Consider the following 21,576-nt stretch of genomic DNA (forward strand, 5'->3'; position numbering starts at 1 on the left):
TGATTTATAAGAGTCAAATAAATAGTTTATACACTAAATAAAAAGGAAAATTTTATTTTGGCTAAATATTCTAATAAAAAATGTCGATTTGTCATACTTATATCAGGTAGAGGAAGCAATATGCAGAAACTAGTTGAAACTTGTAATAATGAGAATTGGTCTGCAGATATAAGTGCTGTGATATCTAACAATCCTAAAGCAACAGGTCTTGATTGGGCTAAGGAGAAGGGCTTGAATAGCATCTCTTTAGATAGTAGCTATTATTCTAGTAGAGATGAGTTTGATAGAGATTTAAGTATAGAGATAGATAAATACTCTCCGGATTATATTTTGCTAGCTGGTTTTATGAGAATACTTAGTTATTCTTTTGTAAAAAAATACTATGGAAAATTAATAAATATACATCCTTCTTTATTACCAGCTTTCCCTGGTTTAAATACTCATAGTAATGCTATTAAGAGCGGTGTGCGTATTCATGGTTGTACTGTTCATTTTGTTTCTCCAGAGCTAGATAGTGGCCCGATAATAGCTCAGGGATATACTAATGTTTTTTCTTATGATGATGTTAAAACTCTATCAGAAAGGGTTCTTAAAGTTGAGCATAAGGTTTTACCTTCAGTGGCTCGCTGGTTAACTTTAAGTGAGATTATGCTTGATGAGCAAGATAAAGTCATGATTTTGAATAATCATAATGGCTTATTTTATTTATGATTAATTTTTAAGATAAATTAAGCAATAGTTAATTTTTATTGTTGTATTATTGAAACATAACTTTTATTCAAATTTTAAATAGTTATTTACTTTATCCTTACAAGTCAGTTTTTTGTCTGGATCACTTTTTCATCAATTTTTTAGAAAATCTACATATTTTTGCTGAAATTACTATTTTCTAAAAAATATGATACCATCTGCCTCTAATTTTGCGATTGTTATTTTTATTTATTTGTAAAGCTAACTTTCTAATCTTTTTTGTACCATTTTACTTTGCAGGTTCATGTTTTATGATGTTGAATATCATAGATTAAAGTACTACATTGGTATTACATTTAACCTGACTCATGTCATTTAGAATAAAATTCTAATGATATTATTTTTTATTATTGTTTAGTATGTTTTTAACAATACATTATCATAGATAGTAATTGCATAATTATATTATGGTTAATTTTGATTTTTTAGCTTGAGAAATAGCCAATTTATATCTTGATCGAGATAACAAAAGATTCTGATATGTTTTGTAGATTTTTATATGCTCTTGAATTAGTTTGTTATTAATTTTTGATTTTAGTCTCATAGGGATCATAATAATGATGCCAATGTGTTCGTTAAAATTGTTTTAATGTTAGGTCATCATAAATATGATTCTAGAAGAACTTAATAAAGCGCAGAAAGCAGCAGTAACTCTTGAATCTTCACATGCATTGGTTTTAGCTGGAGCAGGCAGTGGCAAAACCAAAGTGTTAGCATCAAGATTAGCTTGGCTATTAGATACTAATCAAGTTGATATATCTAACGTTTTAGCTGTAACATTTACCAATAAAGCTGCAAAAGAAATGATTTCTCGTGTTTTGAGAATGGTGAATATCGACACACGTAGGCTTTGGATAGGAACTTTTCATAGTTTATGCCATAGAATGTTGAGGATTCATTGCGATGATATAAACCTATCTAGAAATTTTCAAATTATAGATGCCTCAGACCAATTGTCACTGATAAAACAGCTAATTAAAAGTAATAATATCAATGATTTAAAGTATCAGCCAAAAGATTTTCAACGTTTTATAAATTCTCATAAAGAAAATGGGATTAGGTTTATTAGTGTTAATATCCAAAGAAATTGTAATCGTAATTTGTTGGATTTTTATAAATTGTATGAAGATTATTGTTTTAAGCATGACTTAGTGGACTTCTCTGAATTGCTGCTAAGATGCTACGAACTTTTAAAAAACAATGAAAATCTACGAGCACGATATAACGACAAATTTTCTCATATACTAATAGATGAATTTCAAGACACTAACAATTTGCAATATAGTTGGATAGATTTGCTTATTGGAAGAAAAACCTTCGTTTTCGCAGTCGGTGATGATGATCAGTCTATCTATGCATTTCGTGGTGCAAATGTAGATAACATGTCATCATTTGAAAAGACTTATGCTAAGGGATCCATTATTCGTTTAGAGCAAAACTATAGATCTTTCGGACATATTCTAGGAGCAGCAAATTCTTTAATAAAACATAATAAAGGACGTCTTGGCAAAACTTTATGGACAGACCAAGGAGATGGAGAGCTTATTAGGGTTGTTGAAAATTCTAATGATGTAGGTGAGGCTCATTGGATAGTTGAGGAAATAAGAAATCTAATAAGAAATGGCACAGATGCTCATAAAATTGCTATTTTGTATAGAAGCAATATGCAATCTAGGGTTATTGAGCATGCTTTATTTTCTAGTAATATATCATATATAGTTTACGGTGGTCTTAGATTTTTTGAGCGTCAAGAAGTTAAACATGCTTTAGCCTATTTAAGACTCATAGCAAATCCAAATGACGATAATGCTTGGTTGAGAGTTGTAAATTTCCCATCACGTGGCATTGGTGCACGTACTATAGAAAACCATTTAGAATTAGCAAAATCAAATAACTTAAGCTTGAGAGATTCTGCAAAACAAGTTTCTGGTAGAGGAGGAATAAGCATATTATCCTTTTCAAATCTAATTGATGATCTTATTCTTAACTCTACTAAACTTACTTTGCCAGAATTAATAAATTACACTATAGAACGTAGCGGCCTGGTTTCATACTACAAAAGCGAAAAAGATTTGTATGAACGCTTAGAAAATTTGAAAGAGCTCATAACAGCTGCTACTGTATTTTCTATAGAAGAAAAATGTATTAGTATCCCTGCATCATGTTCATTCTCTGTGAATAAACATACAGAAGATGAGATTATTTCTACTCCACTATTATCCTTTCTTTCAAATTCATCTCTAGAAGCTAATGAAAGCTTATCTGGTGATCATGCATCTTCAGTACAACTAATGACAGTTCATGCTTCTAAAGGTTTAGAGTTTAAGGTTGTCTTTATTACAGGAGCGGAGGAAGGATTATTCCCTCATGAGAACAGCATATTAGAAGATTCTGGATTAGAGGAAGAACGTAGGTTAATGTATGTTGCAATAACTAGAGCAGAAGAAAAGTTATATATTTCTATGGCGAACAGTCGCATGTTGAGGGGGCAGGTTCGTTATTCTTTAAGTTCTCGTTTTTTAAATGAGATAGATGCTAATCATATTCAACGGTATAAATTTGAAAACATTTATAAGAATAACTCTAGTAGATTATTTAAAGAAAAATTAAATATTGATTACAATAAACCAAGCAAAAATAATCTAGCTCATACTTCTGGTTCGACTTCTTCTAATAAAAGTTCAATCGTAAATGATAAATTATTCTTGGTTGGTCAATCTGTAAATCATAACCGTTTTGGTGATGGTATTATAGTAAAATTGATAGGGGAAGGAAGTTCAGCACAAGCACAAGTTAATTTTCAAAAATATGGTATGAAGACTTTAGCTTTAACTATAGCCAAGTTAGAAATTAAAAATTAGATATCTTTATATCATGGAATCTGTTCTTGATTTAGTAACATAATGCTTTTTTCAGTATTAATTGTAGTTACCCATGTTGGATTTATATTTTGAAAATTCTTTACAAAATTATTATATTCATTACCTATTTCCAAAACTAAAATACCTTCCTTTTTTAGAAAATTTTTAACATTCTTTAGTATTTTTTTTATAATATCCATGCCGTCATTACCTCCATCTAAAGCTATCATTGGCTCGTGTAAATATTCTTTAGGTAGTTTGTTGAGAGATTGAGTATTTACATAAGGAGGATTACATATAATAATATCATACTGATGAATTGGTATATCATCAAACAGATTGCTATTTATTGTAGTGATTCTATTTTGTAAGTTGTAATAGTTGATATTTTTTTTAGCTATTTTTAATGCTTCTACAGAAATATCGGTTGCGGTTAACATAGATTCCTGAAAAGCAAGCGCAGACAATATTGCAAGGCATCCTGATCCGGTGCATAAATCTAGAATACTTGTGATTGATTCTGGATTTTTGACCCAAGGGTATAGACAGTTTTGTATTAATTCAGAAATTGGAGACCTTGGTACTATAACATTTTTATCTATATAAAATTTATATCCCTGCAATAAAGATTCTTCTGTTAAGTATGAAATTGGTATTCTAAGAGTAACTCTTTTATTAATTAAATAAAGTATTTTTCTTATTTCATTTTTTGTGATATTAGCATCTAAGAACATATCTAAATTATCATCAGGCAAATTCAATGCGTGCAATATAAGATATACAGCTTCATCGTATGCATTATCACTTCCGTGACCGAAAAAAATATCTGATTCATTAAATATAGTTGTTGTATATCTAATAATATCCTTCAAGGTTTTTAACTGATTTATGCAAGAGTAGTTGATCATAAAAATTTAGATTAAAAGTAATTTCTTTAATGTTGATTTATATACATTTTTTAGTATATTGAGAGATGAAATCTCTATCCTTTCATTGACTTTATGTATAGTATCATTGCAAGGTCCGAATTCTATGATCTGTTTACTAATTTTTGTTATAAAGCGTCCATCAGAAGTACCACCTGATGTTGAAAGTGTAGTTTTTATGTTTGTTTCTTCAAGTATAGATTTTGTTATTGCTTCTATCAAAGATCCATTTTGGGTTATAAAAGGTTCTCCATTCAAAATCCATTCTAGTTTATATTTTAGTTTGTATTTATCTAATATCGAATGAATTACTTTTTTTAGATTATCTGGAGTATTTTCTGTTGAGAATCGAAAATTAAATTTTACTTCTAATTCACCAGGTATGACATTAGTTGCACCATTACCGGAGTGAATGTTAGATATCTGAAATGTCGTAGGAGGGAAATATTCATTTCCTTGGTCCCATTTATAGTTCATAATATCTGACAATGCAGGAGAGAAAGAATGTATTGGGTTTAAAGCTAGTTGCGGATATGCTACATGACCTTGAATTCCATTTAGAATAAGATTCCCAGATAATGATCCTCTTCTTCCATTTTTACAAATATCTCCTAGTTTTTTTTCTGAAGTAGGTTCTCCAACTACACAAAAATCTATTGATATATCATTTTCTCTCAAATAGTCACAAACTAAAGATGTGCCATTAATTGCATCTCCTTCTTCATCTGAAGTTATAAGAAGAGCGATAGATCCATTATGTTTCGGATATTCTTCTACAAACTCTTTAGTAGCTACTAAAAAAGCTGCTATAGAACCTTTCATATCAGAAATTCCGCGCCCATATATGTAATTATCACGTTCAGTTGGTACGAAAGGGTCGCTAATCCATTCTTCTATTTTACCAGCTGGCACTACATCAGTATGTCCAGCAAAAACAAATAATGGTTTATCACAACCCCTTATAGCCCATAGATTAGTTACTCCATTCTTATCTATTGTCTTGCATTTGAACCCAATATTTAATAGGATATCAGATATTATTTTCTGACATCCAGCATCATCTGGAGTAATAGACTTTAAAGAAACAAGCCTTTTTGCAATATCGATTACTGATGAATTACTGCTCATTATGTTCTCAGCAAGTCATTTATACTTGTTTTTGATCTAGTTTTAGCATCAACTCTCTTTACTATAACAGCACATGCTAAACTATGTGATCCATCAGAAGAAGGCATTGATCCTGGTACGACAACTGACCCGGAAGGAACTCTTCCATAAACTATTTTTCCAGTTGTTCTATCTAAAATTTTTGTGCTCTGTGAAATAAACACACCCATAGCTAAAACAGAATTTTCTTCTACAATTACTCCCTCTACTACTTCTGACCGTGCTCCAATAAAACAGTTATCCTCTATTATAGTTGGATTTGATTGTAGAGGCTCTAGAACTCCGCCTATACCAACACCTCCTGAAAGATGTACATTTTTACCTATTTGGGCACATGATCCAACTGTTGCCCAGGTATCAACCATTGTGCCTTCGTCTATATGTGCTCCTATATTAACGTAAGATGGCATTAAAACTACATTGTTAGCAATAAAAGATCCTTTTCTTGCTATTGCGCCTGGAACAACTCTATATCCAGATTCCATAAATTTTTTATCATCAAAACCAGAAAATTTTAGAGGAACCTTATCATAAAACAACATGGATCCACTACCTACAGTCTTATTTTCTTTTATTCTAAAATATAATAAGACTGCTTTTTTTAGCCATTGATGAACAATCCATTCGTCATTTATTTTTTCAGCGACTCTTAGCTTACCCGAATCTAATAATTCTATAGTATCTATAATAGCATCAGATGCTTCTGTACTTAAGTTTAAAGGGGATAAATTTAACCTGGATTCCCAAATATTTTCAATCGTATTTTTTAATTTTGTATTTATCATGATATTTTATGTAAATGAAAGATATTGCTATTTTAAATATTGCTTTTAACGAAGTTAACAATTCTATTTGCTGCTTCAACACATTCTTCCAATGAAGAAACCAAAGCAATTCTTATCCTATTATTACCAGGGTTTCCACTCAAAGATTCTCTAGCTAAGAAACTTCCAGGAAGTACAGTCACTGACGTTTTTTTATATAATTCCTTTGTGAATGTAATATCTGATACAACAGGAGTTTTTGCCCATAAATAAAATGAGGCTTGTGGTCTTGTTACATCTAATACCTTCTGTAGTATTGGTAAAACTGCATTAATTTTATTAGTGTACAATTTACGATTCTCTTTTACATGTTCTTCATCACTCCAAGCTGCGATGCTAGCACTAACAACTACTGGTCCCATCGCACTTCCATTATATGTTCTGTATAGCAGGAATTTACTTAATAATTTAGAGTCACCTGCTATGAAGCCTGATCTTAATCCAGGTAAGCTTGACCGTTTTGATAAGCTAGAGAAAACAACTAGATTATTGTAATCTTTTAAACCAATAATATCAGCAGCTTGCATACCACCGAGAGGAGGGGTAATCGTTTCATCATATATTTCTGAATAACATTCATCTGAAGCTATAATAAAACCATATTTATCAGACAAGTAAAATATTTTTTTCCACTCATCTAGATTTATAACATTACCTGCAGGATTCCCTGGAGAACAAACGAATACCAATTTTGTTTTTTTCCAAATATTTTCTGGAATACTATCCCAATCATATGAAAAGTTGTTTTCTTGATTTAAATTTATATAATATGGTTTAGCACCGGCTAAAAGTGTTGCTCCTTCATAAATTTGGTAAAATGGATTTGGACAAATCACAATAGAATCTGAATCTGAATCAATTACAATTTGGGTAAAAGAAAATAATGCTTCCCTAGAACCCAATGCAGGTAAAACTTGTGATTCCGCATCTACAGATCCTATTTTATAACGATTTTTTATCCATTTGCAAATAACCTCTCTTAAAGCCACATCACCTTTTGTCGAAGGATATATAGAAAGTCCATATAAACTATCTATAATTGTGTTTTTTACTATTGGTGGTGATGCGTGTTTAGGCTCACCTATAGACAAATTAATAGGAATATAACCATAGTTTGCATTTGTATTATCTATATTCTTTAAAAGAGTACGTAGATTTTCAAATGGATAAGGATTTAATTTATTTAATCTTTTGTTCATAATATACAATTCTAATCATTAAAGTGCTATAATACCATTAATGGCTAAGCGAAGGTGGCGAAATTGGTAGACGCACCAGGTTTAGGTCCTGGCGCCGCAAGGCGTATGGGTTCGAGTCCCCTCCTTCGCACCATTGTTTTCTGTCATTATGCAGCTCAGCTGTGATTTTGACTATTGTTTTATACTGTTTTTTATTCTTTTTCATTGTAAATGAAAGTAGTTTCAATAATATTTTTTATATAGTTTGACTATTATAATTTCATATTTACAGTTATTGTTTTTTTGATAAATTGTGAATTTTTGCTATATAGACATTCGAAATATATAAAATGTTGCATTATTAGCACTAAATATTGAAATCTTATTGACTTGATTTTAGAAGATTAGGATAGTATTACAACACGATTTTGGGTGTTGAGGTTTTTTGTTCAGTGCTTTGCCTACTTCGGGTTATGGTTATTGTTCTTTAGCTCTCTCCTTGATTGTGTTTTTTAAGGCTTAGGCCTGTGTGTTTCAAGGAAAATATAATATGTTGGAAACTGGAGTAGTAAAGTGGTTTAATGCTGAAAAGGGTTACGGTTTTATAGCCCCTGAATCTGGAGGCAAAGATCTTTTTGTGCATTTTTCTGAAATCCAAGGTACTGGATTTAAATCTCTTGAAGAAAATCAGAGAGTAAGCTTTGTGGTTACAAATGGACCTAGAGGTTTACAAGCCACAAAGATTCAAATACTGTAATAGTAAAAAATATTTTATACATAGATAAAATATTTTTACGCATGAGGACCGCTTCTGTAACTATGGAAGTGGTCTTTATTTTTATTAGTTATCGAATGATAAACTAAATACAGGTTTAATTTTTTAAATATAGTAAAATACTAATTTATGATAGGTTTTTTTTGAATTATCTATATCTAATTTAATTTTGAAAAATTTATAATATTAAAACTTTCCTGTAAAATCTCCGAAATCAGTAATTTTTTTAACTATTTATTTTAATGGATTTTTAAATGCAGCCTGTGATTGAATCGCTTTCTGGTTTGAAGCGCCGTGTGGTTTTAGAAGTCTCTGTTGCAAATGTAGAGGATAAATTTCATAAACAATTAAAGGACATTACTAAGAAAACAAAAATTTCTGGTTTTAGACCAGGTAAGGCCCCTATTAATATGGTTGAGCGTTCTCATGGTTTTAGTATAAGACAAGATATTATTAGTAGTGAATTGAGTGATGTTTTCGAAAAAGTTATTAAATCAGGGAATATTAATATAGTTGGAATGCCAAATATTATTCCTATTAAAAAACCTACCGAAAATAATAACAACACATTAACATTCGAGGCAACTTTTGAGATTTATCCAGAAGTTGTTATTCCAGACTTCTGTAATGTTGATATAGTTAGATACACCTCAGAGGTAAAAGATAAGGATGTAGATAAAACTATAGATTTTTTGCGTCAGCAAAAATCATCTTTTGTTCGCAGAAAAGACAAAGTTGTTTCTAAAGGAGATAAGGTAACTCTAAGTTTTATTGGGACCATAGATGGTAAACCTTTCCAAGGAGGAAACTCGGATTCTTTTTCTTTTGTGGTTGGTAGAGGAGAACTTTTATCTGAATTTGATGATGCTGTTCTAGGAATGATTGATAATGAAGAAAAAGTCTTTAATTTAACATTTCCAGAGAATTATCACGATAAAACTCTCTCCTGCAAAACATCTGAATTTCGCATTAAAATTATAGATGTTTGCGAAAATATTCTCCCAGAACTGAATGATGAATTTGCTAAATTATTTAGTCATGACCAATCATTTAATCTTGAAATGCTTCGTAAAGAAGTACTAGATAGTTTGGAGCGTGATATTGATTTTAGACTAAAGAATAAAAATAAAAAATCTGTTATGAATGTTCTTTCAAACTTAATAGGTTTTGATATTCCTGAAATTTTGATAGAAGATGAAAAAAATAACTTGCTGAATGCCTTTAAAGAGAACATTAAATCAAAGAATAGTTCTGAGAATATAGAAAATATCTCTTCTAATCTTTTTTCGGAAGAAGCAAAAAAAAGGGTGGGTATTGGACTGTTAGTTTCTGAACTATCTAATAAGAATAATTTGTTGCCTACAGATGAACAAATTAATGAATATTTCAAATCAATTGCAAAAAATTATCAAGATTCTGAAAAACTTATCAAGCAATATCTTTCTGATAAGAAACATTACTCAAATAGTAAAATGCTAATTTTAGAAGATAATGTAGTTAATTATATTTTTTCCCTTGCTAAAGTTACTGATGAAATTCTATCATTTGAAGATTTGATGGGAATACAATGATAAATAAAAATATAATTACAGATTATACAGAAATAACAAGTTTCAACTATGTGCCTACTGTTATCGAACAGTCTGGAAGATCTGAACGTGCATATGATATATATTCTAGGCTTTTAAAAGAAAGGATTGTTTTTTTATCAGGTCCAGTGACGGATTATTCTGCTAATTTGGTAATTGCACAGTTATTATTCTTAGAATCGGATGACCCAAGTAAAGATATATTCCTTTACGTAAATTCTCCAGGTGGTTCTGTTTATGCAGGTATGGCTATATTTGACACTATGAATTTTATTAAACCTGATATCTCCACTATGTGTGTAGGAATTGCTGCAAGTATGGGAGCTTTTTTATTAGCTTCTGGCACAAAAGGGAAAAGGTTCTCGTTACCAAATGCTTGCATGATGATACATCAACCATCAGGTGGAGCACAGGGTCAAGCAAGTGATATTCAGATTCACGCTGAAGAAATACTTAGATTGCGTAATCGTCTGAATAAAATCTTAGCAGATAATACTGGTCAAACTATGGAAAAAATCTCTAATGATACTGATAGAGATAATTTCATGTCAGCTAATGATGCTTTGAATTACGGATTGATCGATAAGATATTAGTTAGTCGTACTATCTGATAATTGCTATTTATGTTATTCGATGTTTTATATTTTGTTGCTAATTTTATATATTTAGAGATGTAATTTATGTCAGTAAAAAGTGAATCTTTAGATGGTGTTGTTTGTTGTTCTTTTTGTGGAAAGAAACAGGATGAAGTAGAGCGCCTGATATCAGGACCTTCATCCTTATACATCTGTAATGAGTGTATTGATTTATGCAATGAGGTTATGTTTGAGGAATCTAAAACATCATCTGTTCACATAAGCAAAGATTTTGAAATTAACCTACCAACACCTAAGCAAATCAAAAACCATCTTGATCAATATGTAATAGGACAAGATATCCCAAAACGTATACTTTCTGTAGCTGTATATAATCATTATAAGCGTATTAATGATATTGATAGTTCTAATAGCCTCAATGAAGTAGAGTTATCTAAAAGTAATATTTTACTTATAGGATCTACTGGATCAGGAAAGACTTTATTGGCTCAGGTTCTGGCAAAATTTTTAGAAGTTCCATTTGTAATAGCAGATGCTACAACGTTAACTGAGGCAGGTTATGTTGGTGAAGATGTTGAGAATATTATTCATAAATTGCTGCAAATTTGTGATAACGATATTAAAAAGGCTCAAAAAGCTATTATATACATTGACGAAGTAGATAAAATTTCTAGAAAATCTGAAAATCCTTCTATAACAAGAGACGTTTCTGGAGAAGGTGTGCAACAAGCTTTACTAAAGTTTATTGAAGGAACAGTAGCTTCAGTTCCTTCAAAAGGTGGAAGAAAAAACCCAAATCAAGATTTTATTCAAGTAGATACTACCAATATATTATTCATAGTTGGAGGATCTTTTGATGGATTAGATAAAATTATAAGATTTAGGGCCGAAAAGTCAGGTATAGGTTTCTCTGCAAATGTTTTTTCAAAAAATGATGATTTTAACAATTTTAATAAAGTAGAACCAAGGGATTTGGTTAAATTTGGATTGATACCGGAATTAGTCGGTAGGTTGCCTGTCATAGCTTCACTTGATGAACTTGATGAAACTGCTTTAGTTAGGGTATTAGTTGAGCCTAGAAATGCTATCATTAAACAGTTCAAAAAATTATTTTCTCTTGATAATGTTGATCTTGAAGTTACAGAAAAAGCGTTGCATCTTATTGCTAGTAAGGCATTAACTAGAAAAACTGGTGCTAGAGGTTTAAGATCAATAGTTGAAAGTGCTTTATTTGATATAATGTACGATATTCCTGATAACGAAGATATATACAAGGTTATTTTAGATATTACAGAAAACAATGACTTAAAAACTATAGTAATAAAAAATAATTGAATATAGTTTTTATTTATTTAAATTTTTATTTAAGTTTATTATCTTTTACTATTGAATTATAGACGATTGATACCAATATTACCATTATTGATTAAAATTCAAGTATCAAGAAATTATAATTTTCGTAAACTAATATTTTTATTATCTCAAGGATGTGCTTATGTCGGACAGCAAGCCTGTTCACTCAGAATCTGTAGGTTTACCGTTGCTACCTTTGAGAGATGTGGTAGTTTTCCCAAATATGGCTATACCTTTATTTGTTGGAAGATCTCGCTCTATAAAAGCTCTTGAAATAGCTATGGAAGCTGACAGGAAAATAATTTTAGTAGCTCAGAAGTCTGCTAGCAAAGATGATCCTGATGCAGAAGATCTATATAATATAGGTTGTTTGGTTAACATTTTGCAGATGCTTAAGCTTCCTGATGGTACTGTTAAAGTTTTAGTAGAAGGCATTAAACGCGTATCCATTATATCTATAGATAATCTAGAAACTCATTTTGTTTGTAATGTTGATTACATAGAAAATATTAATATTGACAAAACAGAATTAGAGGCATTGCGTCGTGCTCTGACAGAACAGTTTGATGAATATCTTAAATTAAATAAAAAAATACCATCAGAGATAATTCCGTCATTATTTGATATAAAAGATGCTGAGCGTTTAGCATATACAATAGCTGCACATTTGCCTATTAAGCTGGAAAACAAACAAGGCCTACTTGAAACTATCTCTTTATTAGAGCAGATGAATTTATTACTATCTTATATAGATATAGAGATAGATATTCTACAAGTTGAGAAAAAGATACGTGGTCGCGTGAAAAAACAAATGGACAAGAGCCAGCGAGATTATTATCTTAATGAGCAATTTAAAGCTATTCAGAAAGAGCTTGGTGAGGGAGAAGACAACGGTTTAGAAGATTTAGAAAAAAAGATCAATTCTACCGGTTTATCTAAGGAAGCTTTTAAAAAAATTGACTCAGAATTATCCAAGTTAAAATTGATGTCTCCTATGTCAGCAGAAGCAAATGTAATTCGCAATTATATAGAGACTGTCATAAATTTACCTTGGAAAAAAAAGAGTAAAATAAATATAAATTTAATCAACGCTGAAAGTATTTTAGATAATGATCATTATGGACTTGAGAAAGTAAAAAATCGTATTATTGAATATCTTGCTGTTCAAAAAAGAGTTAAAAAGTTAAAAGCTCCTATTTTATGTTTAGTAGGACCACCTGGTGTTGGTAAAACTTCTTTAGGTCAATCTATCGCTAGAGCAACTAATAGAAAATTTGTTAGAATGGCTTTAGGTGGTGTTAGAGATGAAGCTGAGATCCGAGGTCATCGTCGTACATATATTGGATCTATGCCTGGGAAAATATTACAAAATTTATCAAAAGTTGGTGTTGGCAATCCTTTATTTCTGTTAGACGAGGTAGATAAAATAGGTATGGACTTTAGGGGAGACCCTGCTTCAGCTTTATTGGAAGTATTAGATCCAGAGCAAAATAATACATTTCAAGATCATTATGTAGAAGTAGATTTTGATCTTTCTGATGTGATGTTTGTGGCTACTAGTAATACATTCAATATACCACCTGCATTATTAGATAGAATGGAGATTATAAATCTATCAGGGTATACCGATGATGAAAAATTACATATAGCTAAATATCATCTTTTGCCAAAGATAATGAAAAATAATGGAATTTTAGAAAATGAGTTGAAGATAGATGACTCTGCATTAATAGGTATAGTAAGATACTATACTAGAGAAGCTGGAGTCCGTTCTTTAGAAAGAGAGATGAGTAAAATATGTCGCAAAGTAGTAAGAAAAATATTAGAAAATAGCGAAAAAAATCAGATCAGCTCGTTAATTGAAGTTGATTCTGATAGCCTTGAGAGTTATTTAGGTGTTCGTCGGTATGATTTTGATTCAGTATATCATGAAAATAGAGTAGGGCAAGTAACAGGTTTAGCATGGACTGAGGTTGGTGGTGATTTATTAACTATTGAGGTGGCAGATGTCTCTGGAAAAGGTAATATATTACGCACAGGATCTTTAGGTGAGGTCATGAAAGAGTCTGTAGAAGCTGCTCGTACTGTAGTTAGATCCAGATTGAGTTCATTTGGTTTACAAGATGACGTCTTTGATAAAAGAGATATGCATGTACATGTTCCTGAAGGAGCTACTCCCAAAGACGGTCCTTCTGCTGGCATAGCTATTGCTACTGCAATGGTTTCTGCATTAACACGTATACCAGTTAGATTTGATATTGCTATGACAGGTGAAATTACATTAAGAGGTGAGGTTCTTCCAATCGGTGGATTAAAGGAAAAGCTGCTAGCAGCTCGTAGAGGAGGAGTAAAAACAGTTTTAATTCCCAACGATAATATAAAAGATTTGTCTGAAATACCTGATTCTATAAAAGAAAGCTTAGAAATAATTCCTGTAAAATGGATAGACAAAGTTCTCGAGATATCGCTGGAAAGATCACCTGAATTTGTAGACAATTCTATTAAAAGTAAAGTAGGAAAGAAGAATACAAAAAATAACGATAATAAAATAACAAAACATTAAGCAACAACAATATATGAGCAGGAATTTTATAATTCCTGCTCATATTCATATTTTGCTATTTATCTAAGACCTGTGCTATGCTATCTGCAACGATTTCAATATTATTGTCATTTAGCGCTGCAACACATATCCTGCCACTAGATACGGCATATATGCCGTGTTGTTCGCGCAGTATGTCGACTTGATGTGATGTTAATCCAGAGTAAGAAAACATCCCTCTTTGATTTAATACAAAACTAAAATCTTTTTTATTGCTACAATTACTGATTTTTTGAACAAGTTTTTTACGCATCAGTTTAATTCTATCTCTCATGTCTGATAGTTCATTTTCCCATTTCTTAAAAAGATCATCAGAACTTAATACATGATTGACTATATTGGCTCCATGTGTAGGAGGATTTGAATAATTAGTTCTTATTAACCTTTTAATTTGGCTAAGTACTCTAATTGTTTCATCTTCGCTGTTAGTTATTATTGTTAATGCACCAACACGTTCACCATACAATGCGAATGATTTTGAAAATGAAGAGCTTATAAATGATGGTATGTGCATATCTGCAAACATTCTAATTACATATGCATCTTCAGATAATCCATTACCAAAACCCTGATATGCAATATCTAAGAATGGTATTAAATTTCGTTCTTTAATTATTTTTGCTATTATATTCCACTGTTTTTCAGTTGGATCAATACCGGTAGGATTATGGCAGCAAGCATGCAGAACTACTATTGTTCCACTAGATGTGGCATTTAAATGCTCAATCATTTTATCAAATGCAATATCGTTAATATCTGAATCATAGTATGGGTAAGTATCAACTAAGAACCCTGATTTTTCGAATATAGCTCTATGATTTTCCCAGCTTGGGTCGCTGATTAATACCTTAGAATTTGGCGATAATTGATGCAAGAAGTCTGCTCCAATCTTTAGAGCTCCAGTCCCACCAATCGTTTGCACTGTTAGTACATTTTTTTCTTTAATTTTACTTGAATTAGCTCCAAGTAGTAATTTCATTACATTCTTGTTATAGTTGGGAATACCATCAATAGGTAAATAACCTCTAGGTAGTTTTTTTGATGCAAAAAACTCTTCAGATTCGCTAACCACTTCCATTAAAGGAATTTGACCGTTTTTATCGTAGTATACACCAACCCCTAGGTTTACCTTATCCAATCTATTGTCTGAATTAAATTTTTCATTTAACCCTAATATAGGATCATTAGCTGCTAGTTTGACAGATTTAAATATATCTTTCATGATGCTCATCAATGTTATAGATTTAGTATAATGAATTTAAACAATCCCTTTACAGTTTAGAGTCTAACATGACAAATAATAGATTTGTAGCTTTTTCTAGCAACAGTCCATTCAATCTTTTTCAGCCTTATAAGCCAGCAGGTGATCAGCCAGAGGCAATTGATAAATTAATGAATGGTTTAGAAGATGGTTTACGTTATCAGACTTTATTAGGGGTTACTGGCTCTGGTAAAACTTATACTATGGCAAATGTGATAGCAAGAACTGGCAGACCATCTTTGATATTGGCTCCAAATAAAACATTAGCTGCACAATTATATTCAGAAATGAGGGACTTTTTTCCTAAAAATGCAGTTGAGTATTTTGTTTCTTATTATGATTTTTATCAACCAGAGGCTTATATAGCATCAAAAGATATCTTTATTGAAAAAGATTCTCGCATTAATGCTCACATAGAGCAAATGCGTTTATCAGCAACTAAAAGTCTAGTAGAAAGGCGTGATACCATTATAGTCAGCACTGTATCTTGTATATATGGTATTGGTGACATGACTTGTTATAATTCTATGGCCTTTTCGTTACGTTTAGGTAATTTAGTATCTAGAGATGAATTTTTAAAAAATTTGATAGATATGCAGTATGTTAGGGATGATGAAGAATTTTCTAGATCTAAATTTCGTGTTCGTGGCGAATATATAGATATTTTCCCAGCTGAGAGCTTTGATTTAGCGTTGAGAGTTTATTTGGTTGATGACAAGATAGAGAAATTATCTCTATTTGATCCAGTCATTGGTAAAATATTTCAAGATGTTTCTCGCTTTGCTTTATACCCTGTTTCTCACTATGCTGTTCCCAGAGAAACAATACTATCAGCTATTGATACTATAAAAGATGAACTAAGACAGCAGTTAAATTTTTTAATAAAGAATAATAAAATTCTAGAAGCAAAACGCTTAGAACAGAGAACAGGATTTGATTTAGAAATGTTACAAGAAACAGGTTTTTGCAAAGGTATTGAAAATTATACTAGACATATTTCTAAATCCTTGCCAGGAGCTCCTCCAAGTACTTTGATGAGCTATTTACCATCAGATGCCATTATATTTATCGATGAGAGTCATATAACCCTCGGTCAATTATCAGGTATGTATTATGGAGACAGATCCAGAAAAGAAACTTTAGCAAGACATGGTTTTCGTTTACCTTCAGCACTGGATAATAGACCATTAAAGTTCGAAGAATTTGAAAATATGGTTAAGCAATGCATTTTCGTCTCAGCAACTCCTTCTAATTACGAAAAAGAACATTCTAGCAATGTGGTTGAGCAATTAGTTAGACCAACTGGATTAGTTGATCCAGTTGTTGAGGTTAGGCCAGCAAAAACACAGATTGATGATCTTTTATATCAGATAAAAAAAAGAATTGTATTAAAAGAGAGAATATTTGTTACAACATTAACAAAACGAATGTCTGAAAATTTAACCGATTTTTTGAAGGAAAATGGCATAAAAGTAAGATATTTACACTCAGATATAGATACTGTTGAAAGAGCTGAGATATTAAGAGATTTGCGTATCGGGTCTTTTGATGTTTTAGTAGGAATAAATTTACTAAGAGAAGGACTAGATATACCAGAGGTATCTTTAGTAGCTATCCTTGATGCAGATAAAGAAGGTTTTTTAAGATCAGAACGTAGTTTGATTCAGACTATAGGTAGAGCTGCTAGGAATTTGAATGGTCACTCAATATTATATGCTGACAAAATGACAGAATCTATGCGAAAAGCTATAGATGAAACGCAAAGGAGAAGAGAAAGACAATTAGAATTCAATTCCCTACATGGAATCAAAGCAACTGGTATTAAAAAAGATATAAGAGAGCTTATAGATGGAGTTGTTGTTAATAACAAATCCTTACCAGTTAATTTCGATAAAAAAATTGTAAAATCTCATAAAAAATTATCGAAGGAAATTAAAAGACTGGAGAAATCTATGGTAGACCACGCTAATAAATTAGAATTTGAAAAAGCTGCTGAGGCTCGTGATTCTCTGAATGCATTAAAAGAACTTCTTTTATTTAGTTAAAATATTCTTATAGTCTTTTAGGACATAACTATGAATAATATTCTTTTCGTGTGTACTGGTAATATTTGTCGTTCTCCGACGGCAGAAGGAATATTTAAAAAGATATTAATAGAAAAAGGAATAGAAGGAAGTTTTAATGTAGATTCTGCAGGGACTCATCCATATTACATTGGAAGAAAACCTGATGATCGATCAGTAAAAGAAGCATTATTAAGGGGCTATGACATCAGTAATCATATAGCAAGAAAATTAGAAAATATAGATTTTTTCTGTTTTGATTTTATACTAGCTATGGATTTTAAAAATATCCAACATATGAAAGAGATTTGTCCCTATGAGTGTTTTAACAAGCTAAAACTTTTAACTCATTTTTCCAATTTGTATAAGAATTTTGAAGTTCCTGATCCATATTACGGAAATTGCTATGGATTTAAATTAGTTATAGATTACATTGAAAATGCTTGTAATGGCTTAGTTGATTACATAGGTTTTTAAACGTATTTATTTTAGATACATTAAAAATTTCTTGCTTATTAATTCCTTATAGAAATACTCTGGAATTGTGATACAATGTTCCAATGGAATTGCTTACGGGATTTTATAATGCGGTTAACTACTAAAGGTCGTTTCGCTGTTACTGCTATGTTGGATTTAGCATTGAATCAAGATGCTGGCAGGGTTAGCATTGTTTCTATTAGTCAGCGCAACAATATTTCACTATATTATTTAGAGCAATTATTCGTTAAATTGAGAAAATGTTCTCTAGTCAGAGGTATGCGTGGACCCAAAGGTGGTTATTATCTGGCTAAATTACCAGATAAGATAACTTTAGCAGATATTATATTTGCTGTTGAGGAATGTATAGATTCTACTAGTTGTGGAGGAAAGGTTAATTGTATAAAGGATAAATTAACTGGTGAATATAAAAAATGTTTAACTCATGATTTATGGTCTGACTTAAATAAAAAAATGCTTGATTATCTTAGCTCTATTTCTTTACTAGATCTTACAATTCATCATAATGGTCTAAATCACTCAGCTCAAAATGACCATAAAGTATATATAATGAAAAATTTCAGATTTAATTTGACTGCTATTTAAGAAAATAGTTATTTAGAAGAACATGAAGGTTATTATGGAAAAAAAAAATAAATTTCCTATCTATATGGATTATTCTGCTACGACACCTGTTGATCCAAGAGTTATAGAGAAAATGATACCATGGTTGTATGATAATCCTGGAAATCCTGCTTCTAGAAGTCATAGTTTCGGTTGGAAAGCTGAGAATGCAATAGAAAGTGCTAGAACAGATATCTCGGCTTTAGTCAATGCAGATCCTAGAGAAATTATTTGGACTTCTGGGGCAACTGAATCCAATAACTTAGCTATAAAAGGTGCTGCTAATTTTTACTCTGAAAGGGGTAAACATATAATTACTATCAAAACAGAACATAAAGCAGTATTAGATACTTGTCGTAATCTCGAGAAACATGGTTTTGATGTAAGTTATCTTGATGTTATGAATAATGGACTTTTGGATCTTGATTATTTCAAGGACTCTATTAGAAAAGATACGATATTAGTCTCAACAATGTTAGTTAATAATGAGATTGGTGTTATTCAAGATATAAAATCGATAGGAGAAATATGTAGAGATAAAGGAATTATTTTCCATGTAGATGCAGCTCAAGCATCTGGTAAATTAGAAATAGATCTACAACAAATGCCTGTGGACTTGATGTCTTTTTCTGCTCATAAGGTATACGGCCCTAAAGGTATTGGTGCACTGTATATTTGTCGCAAGCCTAGAGTTCGTATTGAAGCACAAATTCATGGCGGAGGTCATGAACGTGGTCTTAGATCTGGAACATTAGCAACACATCAGATTGTTGGGATGGGAGAGGCATTTCGCATTGCTAAGATGGATATGAATATAGATAATACACGTATAGCTTTATTGAGAGATAAGCTGTGGGCAGGCATTTCTAATATTGATGATGTTTATTTAAATGGCAGTATTGAACATGGTGTTCCACATAATTTGAATGTAAGCTTCAATTATGTAGAGGGTGAGTCTTTAATTATGGCATTGAAAAATCTAGCTGTTTCTAGTGGTTCTGCATGCACATCAGCCAGTCTAGAGCCATCATATGTGCTACGTGCTTTAGGAAGAAGTGATGAGTTAGCTCATAGCTCTATTCGCTTCACTTTAGGTAGATTCTCTTGCGATGATGATATTAATTTCGCCATACAAGAATTGAATTTACATGTTAGTAAATTGAGAGAAATGTCTCCTTTATGGGAAATGGTTAAAAACGGCATGGATTTAGGGTCGGTAGATTGGTCATCTCACTGATGTTTAGTTTTTAAAAGGATGTTATTTATGGCTTACAGCAAAAAAGTTTTGGATCATTATGAGAATCCTCGCAATGTAGGATCTTTCAGTAAAGATGATGATTCTGTTGGTACTGGAATGGTCGGAGCACCTGCTTGTGGCGACGTTATGAAATTACAGATTAAGGTTAATGGTAATGGTATTATCGAAGACGCTTGTTTTAAAACATATGGCTGCGGGTCTGCTATAGCTTCTAGTTCATTAGTGACAGAATGGATAAAAGGGAAATCTCTTACGCAAGCTGAAGAGATTAGTAATATGCAGATAGCAGAAGAGTTGGCGTTACCACCTGTAAAAATACACTGTTCTATATTAGCAGAAGACGCTATAAGATCAGCTATAAATGATTACAAGTTAAAAAATAAGATAGATTAATATTTAAGAGACACGAAATGTCTATAGAGTTAACTGAAAATGCTGCTTCACATATAGATCGTTTTTTAAAAAAACGAGGTAAGGGCATCGGTTTGCGAATGAAAGTTCAAATAAACGGATGCTCTGGTCTTTCTTATAAAATAGAGTACGTTGATGATTCTAATCAAAATGATATAATTTTCGAAAATTTTGGCATAAAGATTTTTGTTGATCCAGATAGTTTGATATATCTGGATGGAACTATACTGGATTATGTTAGAGATGGATTTAAAGAAGGATTCAAATATATGAATCCTAATGAAAAATCTAAATGTGGTTGTGGTAAGTCTTTTATGGTATAAAAATTAATTTTATATGCATCAATTAAATTATTTTAGTACATTTGGATTGCCAGTCTCATTTTCTATAGATCAAAATAAGTTAGAAAAATCTTGGAGGCATTTATCTTGTATTGTTCATCCAGATAGATATATAAATTCTGATGATATAGATCGTAAATCTTCTATAGAGATGGCATCATTTGTAAATGAAGCTTATAAGGTGTTAAAGGATCCTATATCACGTGCTATCCATATATGCAAAATTAATGGCATTAGCTGTAAAAAAACATCTGATAATAGTATTGTTTTTCTTGAGCAACAGTTGTTATGGAGAGAATCTGTTGATGATTTATATAAAAGTAAAGATCTTGACGGCTTAAAAAAATTAGAAAAGGTGCTTTATACAGAAAGAGATGAAAGATTTTTAATATTGTCTAACTTGTTAGATGTAAATTTTGATTATATCAATGCATCTATATTAATTAATGAATTGATGTTTATTGATAAAATTTGTAATAACATAAAAGAAAAAATTCTTGTCTTTATTGACTAGAAGATT

19 protein-coding genes and 1 tRNA gene are annotated in these 21,576 nt (G+C 31.2%); 15 read left to right on the forward strand and 5 right to left on the reverse strand.

Annotation, left to right across the window (positions count from 1 at the left end; translation table 11 throughout):
- Positions 1-57 precede the first annotated feature (57 nt).
- A complete protein-coding gene (purN, locus tag CONE_RS01200) occupies positions 58-711 on the forward strand; it encodes a phosphoribosylglycinamide formyltransferase (protein ID WP_015396927.1) in 654 nt (217 codons plus the stop codon).
- A 647-nt stretch (positions 712-1,358) separates the two neighbouring features.
- Positions 1,359-3,611, forward strand: a complete 2,253-nt coding sequence (locus tag CONE_RS01205; RefSeq protein ID WP_015396928.1) for a UvrD-helicase domain-containing protein — start codon at positions 1,359-1,361, stop codon at positions 3,609-3,611.
- 11 nt (positions 3,612-3,622) lie between these two features.
- On the opposite strand, the gene prmB is transcribed toward CONE_RS01205, so the two are convergent.
- From prmB to dapC, 4 genes are read right to left on the reverse strand one after another with little or no spacing between them, the layout of a single operon-like run.
- Positions 3,623-4,519, reverse strand: coding sequence for a 50S ribosomal protein L3 N(5)-glutamine methyltransferase (gene prmB, locus CONE_RS01210; RefSeq protein ID WP_015396929.1), 897 nt, complete (start codon positions 4,517-4,519; stop codon positions 3,623-3,625).
- A gap of 6 nt (positions 4,520-4,525) precedes the next feature.
- Positions 4,526-5,665 carry a succinyl-diaminopimelate desuccinylase gene (gene dapE / locus CONE_RS01215; protein WP_015396930.1) on the reverse strand — a complete coding sequence of 380 codons (1,140 nt, stop codon included), beginning with the start codon at positions 5,663-5,665 and terminating at the stop codon, positions 4,526-4,528.
- Positions 5,665-6,486: a 2,3,4,5-tetrahydropyridine-2,6-dicarboxylate N-succinyltransferase gene (gene dapD, locus CONE_RS01220; RefSeq protein WP_148283591.1), complete on the reverse strand. Its 822-nt coding sequence runs from the start codon at positions 6,484-6,486 to the stop codon at positions 5,665-5,667. Before dapD ends, dapE begins: the two co-directional genes overlap by 1 nt.
- Before the next feature lie 35 nt (positions 6,487-6,521).
- On the reverse strand, positions 6,522-7,727 hold the full coding sequence (gene dapC, locus CONE_RS01225; RefSeq protein ID WP_015396932.1) for a succinyldiaminopimelate transaminase: 1,206 nt from the start codon (positions 7,725-7,727) through the stop codon (positions 6,522-6,524).
- Between the two features lie 48 nt (positions 7,728-7,775).
- On the opposite strand from dapC, the gene CONE_RS01230 reads away from it, so the two are divergent.
- The 6 genes from CONE_RS01230 to lon all read left to right on the forward strand — a co-directional run bounded on the left by CONE_RS01230 (position 7,776) and on the right by lon (position 14,582).
- A tRNA-Leu gene (locus CONE_RS01230) sits at positions 7,776-7,860 on the forward strand.
- Between the two features lie 399 nt (positions 7,861-8,259).
- Positions 8,260-8,463, forward strand: coding sequence for a cold-shock protein (locus CONE_RS01235; protein ID WP_041862236.1), 204 nt, complete (start codon positions 8,260-8,262; stop codon positions 8,461-8,463).
- Positions 8,464-8,735: 272 nt separating this feature from the next.
- Positions 8,736-10,052, forward strand: coding sequence for a trigger factor (gene tig / locus CONE_RS01240; protein WP_015396934.1), 1,317 nt, complete (start codon positions 8,736-8,738; stop codon positions 10,050-10,052).
- Positions 10,049-10,681, forward strand: coding sequence for an ATP-dependent Clp endopeptidase proteolytic subunit ClpP (gene clpP, locus CONE_RS01245; RefSeq protein ID WP_015396935.1), 633 nt, complete (start codon positions 10,049-10,051; stop codon positions 10,679-10,681). Before tig ends, clpP begins: the two co-directional genes overlap by 4 nt.
- Positions 10,682-10,750: 69 nt before the next feature.
- A complete protein-coding gene (gene clpX, locus CONE_RS01250) occupies positions 10,751-12,001 on the forward strand; it encodes an ATP-dependent Clp protease ATP-binding subunit ClpX (protein WP_015396936.1) in 1,251 nt (416 codons plus the stop codon).
- 160 nt (positions 12,002-12,161) lie between these two features.
- A complete protein-coding gene (gene lon / locus CONE_RS01255) occupies positions 12,162-14,582 on the forward strand; it encodes an endopeptidase La (protein ID WP_015396937.1) in 2,421 nt (806 codons plus the stop codon).
- A gap of 55 nt (positions 14,583-14,637) precedes the next feature.
- Here the strand turns inward: lon and CONE_RS01260 are convergent, their stop codons facing one another.
- Positions 14,638-15,843, reverse strand: a complete 1,206-nt coding sequence (locus CONE_RS01260) for an amino acid aminotransferase (protein ID WP_015396938.1) — start codon at positions 15,841-15,843, stop codon at positions 14,638-14,640.
- Between the two features lie 68 nt (positions 15,844-15,911).
- Between CONE_RS01260 and uvrB the strand changes: the two genes are divergently transcribed.
- From uvrB to hscB, 7 genes are all read left to right on the forward strand, one after another.
- Complete coding sequence (uvrB, locus tag CONE_RS01265; RefSeq protein WP_015396939.1) at positions 15,912-17,927, forward strand: excinuclease ABC subunit UvrB; 2,016 nt, start codon at positions 15,912-15,914, stop codon at positions 17,925-17,927.
- Between the two features lie 30 nt (positions 17,928-17,957).
- The gene (locus tag CONE_RS01270; RefSeq protein ID WP_015396940.1) at positions 17,958-18,422 is read left to right on the forward strand and encodes a low molecular weight protein-tyrosine-phosphatase; all 465 of its coding nucleotides are present in this window, start codon (positions 17,958-17,960) and stop codon (positions 18,420-18,422) included.
- 108 nt (positions 18,423-18,530) lie between these two features.
- Positions 18,531-19,028: an Rrf2 family transcriptional regulator gene (locus CONE_RS01275; RefSeq protein ID WP_015396941.1), complete on the forward strand. Its 498-nt coding sequence runs from the start codon at positions 18,531-18,533 to the stop codon at positions 19,026-19,028.
- A gap of 34 nt (positions 19,029-19,062) precedes the next feature.
- Positions 19,063-20,283 (forward strand): IscS subfamily cysteine desulfurase, encoded by a 1,221-nt coding sequence (locus tag CONE_RS01280; protein WP_041862193.1) that lies wholly within the window; start codon positions 19,063-19,065, stop codon positions 20,281-20,283.
- A 27-nt stretch (positions 20,284-20,310) separates the two neighbouring features.
- Positions 20,311-20,697 (forward strand): Fe-S cluster assembly scaffold IscU, encoded by a 387-nt coding sequence (gene iscU, locus CONE_RS01285; protein ID WP_015396943.1) that lies wholly within the window; start codon positions 20,311-20,313, stop codon positions 20,695-20,697.
- A gap of 17 nt (positions 20,698-20,714) precedes the next feature.
- Entirely contained in the window at positions 20,715-21,038 is a 324-nt protein-coding gene (locus CONE_RS01290) for a HesB/IscA family protein (protein ID WP_015396944.1), read from the forward strand.
- A gap of 13 nt (positions 21,039-21,051) precedes the next feature.
- Positions 21,052-21,570: a Fe-S protein assembly co-chaperone HscB gene (gene hscB / locus CONE_RS01295; protein ID WP_015396945.1), complete on the forward strand. Its 519-nt coding sequence runs from the start codon at positions 21,052-21,054 to the stop codon at positions 21,568-21,570.
- The last annotated feature ends 6 nt before the right edge of the window (positions 21,571-21,576 follow it).

The sequence above is a fragment of the Candidatus Kinetoplastibacterium oncopeltii TCC290E genome, from assembly GCF_000340865.1.
Classification (GTDB): domain Bacteria; phylum Pseudomonadota; class Gammaproteobacteria; order Burkholderiales; family Burkholderiaceae_B; genus Kinetoplastidibacterium; species Kinetoplastidibacterium stringomonadis.

Bases quoted from the DNA above. Each gene is read 5' to 3' on its own strand.
- CONE_RS01205 (WP_015396928.1), top strand. From the start codon at position 1,359: ATGATTCTAGAAGAACTTAATAAAGCGCAGAAAGCAGCAGTAACTCTT.
- prmB (WP_015396929.1), bottom strand. From the start codon at position 4,519: ATGATCAACTACTCTTGCATAAATCAGTTAAAAACCTTGAAGGATATT.
- dapE (WP_015396930.1), bottom strand. From the start codon at position 5,665: ATGAGCAGTAATTCATCAGTAATCGATATTGCAAAAAGGCTTGTTTCT.
- dapC (WP_015396932.1), bottom strand. From the start codon at position 7,727: ATGAACAAAAGATTAAATAAATTAAATCCTTATCCATTTGAAAATCTA.
- tig (WP_015396934.1), top strand. From the start codon at position 8,736: ATGCAGCCTGTGATTGAATCGCTTTCTGGTTTGAAGCGCCGTGTGGTT.
- clpP (WP_015396935.1), top strand. From the start codon at position 10,049: ATGATAAATAAAAATATAATTACAGATTATACAGAAATAACAAGTTTC.
- clpX (WP_015396936.1), top strand. From the start codon at position 10,751: ATGTCAGTAAAAAGTGAATCTTTAGATGGTGTTGTTTGTTGTTCTTTT.
- lon (WP_015396937.1), top strand. From the start codon at position 12,162: ATGTCGGACAGCAAGCCTGTTCACTCAGAATCTGTAGGTTTACCGTTG.
- CONE_RS01260 (WP_015396938.1), bottom strand. From the start codon at position 15,843: ATGAAAGATATATTTAAATCTGTCAAACTAGCAGCTAATGATCCTATA.
- uvrB (WP_015396939.1), top strand. From the start codon at position 15,912: ATGACAAATAATAGATTTGTAGCTTTTTCTAGCAACAGTCCATTCAAT.
- CONE_RS01270 (WP_015396940.1), top strand. From the start codon at position 17,958: ATGAATAATATTCTTTTCGTGTGTACTGGTAATATTTGTCGTTCTCCG.
- CONE_RS01275 (WP_015396941.1), top strand. From the start codon at position 18,531: ATGCGGTTAACTACTAAAGGTCGTTTCGCTGTTACTGCTATGTTGGAT.
- CONE_RS01280 (WP_041862193.1), top strand. From the start codon at position 19,063: ATGGAAAAAAAAAATAAATTTCCTATCTATATGGATTATTCTGCTACG.
- iscU (WP_015396943.1), top strand. From the start codon at position 20,311: ATGGCTTACAGCAAAAAAGTTTTGGATCATTATGAGAATCCTCGCAAT.
- CONE_RS01290 (WP_015396944.1), top strand. From the start codon at position 20,715: ATGTCTATAGAGTTAACTGAAAATGCTGCTTCACATATAGATCGTTTT.
- hscB (WP_015396945.1), top strand. From the start codon at position 21,052: ATGCATCAATTAAATTATTTTAGTACATTTGGATTGCCAGTCTCATTT.